The organism is Brucella pecoris, from assembly GCF_006376675.1.
GTDB classification, from domain to species: domain Bacteria; phylum Pseudomonadota; class Alphaproteobacteria; order Rhizobiales; family Rhizobiaceae; genus Brucella; species Brucella pecoris.
Genome location: NZ_VEWK01000044.1, coordinates 1 through 2,898, shown reverse-complemented (window position 1 = coordinate 2,898; position 2,898 = coordinate 1). Strand labels below are relative to the sequence as shown.

Here is a 2,898-nt window from a genome sequence, read left to right as displayed (position 1 = left end):
CAGGCAAACTTCGAAACAGCGACATGCGCGGCAAACGCCGTGGTCACCATGCCACCGTCCATCACGCGCGCCGGTGCGGGTTTCACTAATTCACGGACACCTTTTTCAGTAATATGCGGACAGCCATTACGGTAATTCGCGGACAGCGATTTCAGTAATGTGCGGACAGTTTGCGCGCGTTTTTGCAGGTGCCGTTTGGGCATGATTTTCTTCCTGCTTCGACCAGGAGGTTTGATGCCAAGACGGAAGCAAGCAAAGCGCATTACGATGAAAGATATCCGATCGATTTTACGACTGACCTTTGAACAGGGCCTGTCTGTCCGCGAGGTTTCGGAGCGGCTTCGAATAGGAAAGACGGCGGTTTCGACTTACCTGCACCGGGCGCGTCAGGCGGGGATTGGCATGTGGCCAATACCGGTCGCCTTTGATGACGACAGGCAGTTGGAGAAGCTGTTGTTCAAACAGGCTGGCCGTCCGCCCCAGGACACCCAAGAGCCAGATTTTTCGTATGTTTCGCGTGAGTTGAAGCGCAAGGGCGTGACGCTGACGCTGTTGTGGCAGGAGTATCGCGCCGCTCATCCGGACGGTTATGGATATACGTGGTTCTGCACGAATTTTGCAGCTTATGAGCAAACAGTGTCGCCGCGCTATCGCAACCGGCATGAGGCCGGAGCGACAATGCAGACGGACTATGCGGGCCACACGGTGCCGCTTGTCAGCCCACAGACCGGCGAGATACGTCAGGCGCAGATTTTTGTAGCGGTTCTTCCGGCCTCCAATTTGATCTTCTCCTATGCCAGTGAGAGCCAGAAGCTACCAGACTGGATTGAGGGACAGAAACGGGCGCTGAACTATTTTGGCGGCGTGACAAAGGCCATTGTCTGCGACAATCTCAAGTCAGGTGTTGCGGTTGCCCTGTGGTTCGAGCCAACGATCACCGCGACATTTGAAGCCTTCAGTGAGCATTACGGCACGACAATCTTGCCGACGCGCGTAAGAAAGCCCCGTGATAAGGCCAAAATCGAAGGATCTGTTTTAATTGCAGAACGCTGGATTCTGGCGCGGCTTCGCAATCAGACTTTCTTCTCGCTGGACAACCTGAACGCTGCCATTGCCGAGCTATTGGAAGACATCAACAACCGCCCCATGCGCCATACCGGCAAGTCCCGGCACGCGTTGTTTGAGGAGATAGAGCGCGCCGCTCTCCGCCCGTTGCCGACGGCAGACTTCGAGTATGCGGAGTGGAAATCAGCCAAGGTCCATTCCGATTACCATGTCGAGGTGGCAAAGACCTTCTATTCCGTGCCGCATCAGCTGATCGGCAAAATGGTCACCGTACGCCTGACGCATCGGGTGGTCGAAATATTCTTCAACCACAAGCGGATTGCGTCCCATCGCCGCCGTTCCGAGCGTAACGGACACGTCACCGTGAAGGAACATATGCCCAAATCCCATCAGCGGCATGCCGGAATGAGCGCGGCAAGCCTGATCCGGCAGGCCAACGGCATCAGCACCAATACAGGAATTTTTGTCGAACGGGTCATCCGCGACAAACCACATCCGGAACAGGGATATCGTGCAGCGCTTGGCATTCTCTCCCTTGCCCGACGCTATGAGCATGATCGCCTCGACGCTGCCTGCGAACGAGCGCTTGTCATCAACGCGCTGACCTATACCTCAGTCCGATCCATTTTGCAGGCAGGCCTTGATCGGGTTCACCCGGTCGAGGAAGTCGGAAAGCCACTACCCATTCATTCCAACATTCGTGGCCGCGGCTATTACCATTGAAATCGCTGGCAATAATGCTGGTGTCCGGCCTGAAGCCCCTGAAGCGCTACGCAATGTGGAAAGCTGCGCGCCCCAGGGACCCCAGGCTTCATCGATCGAGCTGACAGCACGAAACGAAGTCTGTCAGCATCGTGCCCCTAAAAAAGAAGGAATAAGAATGCTCTCCAATCCAACGCTTGATCACATGTACACACTCGGTCTGTCGGGCATGGCTTCTGCCTGGCGAGAATTGGCAGACCAACCCGAAGCCCGTGCGATGGACAAAGAAGAATGGCTGGGCCTCATGCTCGACCGGGAGATTGCAGTGCGCGCCGATAAACGGCTGACGGCGCGCCTGGTCGCCGCAAAGCTGCGCTTCCCGCAGGCCTGTGTCGAAGATATCGACTTTCATGCGGCACGTAACATTGATCGCCGGGCGACAATGGCACTCGCACAGGGACAATGGCTGACAAACCATGAGAATTTGATCGTGACAGGGAAAACTGGCACGGGAAAGTCATGGCTGGCCTGTGCGATGGGCCGTCAGGCTGCCCGACATGACCATTCGGTTCTCTATGTTCGCGCGCCCCGCCTCTTCGAAGATCTCGCCATGGCCAAGCTGGACGGTCGCTATCCAAGGCTCATGAACCGTCTTATGAAGGTCCAGTTGCTGATCCTTGACGACTTCGCCACGCACACGCTCAACGATCAGCAGCGCTTCCATCTCTTTGAAATCATCGAAGAGAGATACCAACGCAGGTCGACACTCATTACCGCACAGGTTCCGGTAAATACCTGGCACGACCTAATCGGGGACGAAACCGTTGCCGATGCGATACTCGACCGCGTCGTGCACAATGCTCACCGCATCAATTTGGAAGGGGATAGCATGCGCAAAGCCAAATCCGGCATTGACATAACGCTCAGCGCGGACAACGAAAGAACGTAAGTCTGATCAACAACAGGCCTGAAAAACGCCGCGGCTGAACTGTCCGCGAATTAGCGAAACAAGTGTCCGCGATTTACTGAAATCGCTGTCCGCGGATTCTGAAATACGCGCGCCGGTGCAGGTGCTTGCACGATGGCACTCTCACAGGCCCGGCATGCATAGCGCGGCCGGATCGTCCGTTT

The 2,898-nt window shown here is 56.0% G+C and carries 2 protein-coding genes and 1 pseudogene; 2 read left to right on the top strand and 1 reads right to left on the bottom strand.

Annotated features, from left to right (window positions below; all coding sequences use genetic code 11):
* Window positions 1-203, bottom strand: a pseudogene (locus FIB18_RS24520) (hypothetical protein); the annotation flags it as partial.
* 31 nt (window positions 204-234) lie between these two features.
* On the opposite strand from FIB18_RS24520, the gene istA reads away from it, so the two are divergent.
* Both istA and istB read left to right on the top strand, forming a co-directional pair.
* Window positions 235-1,788 (top strand): IS21 family transposase, encoded by a 1,554-nt coding sequence (istA, locus tag FIB18_RS24515; RefSeq protein ID WP_109989928.1) that lies wholly within the window; start codon window positions 235-237, stop codon window positions 1,786-1,788.
* A gap of 157 nt (window positions 1,789-1,945) precedes the next feature.
* The gene (istB, locus tag FIB18_RS24510) at window positions 1,946-2,716 is read left to right on the top strand and encodes an IS21-like element helper ATPase IstB (protein ID WP_109989929.1); all 771 of its coding nucleotides are present in this window, start codon (window positions 1,946-1,948) and stop codon (window positions 2,714-2,716) included.
* Window positions 2,717-2,898: the final 182 nt, after the last annotated feature.

Coding starts and splice junctions, on each gene's coding strand:
- istA (WP_109989928.1), top strand. CDS start 235: ATGCCAAGACGGAAGCAAGCAAAGCGCATTACGATGAAAGATATCCGA.
- istB (WP_109989929.1), top strand. CDS start 1,946: ATGCTCTCCAATCCAACGCTTGATCACATGTACACACTCGGTCTGTCG.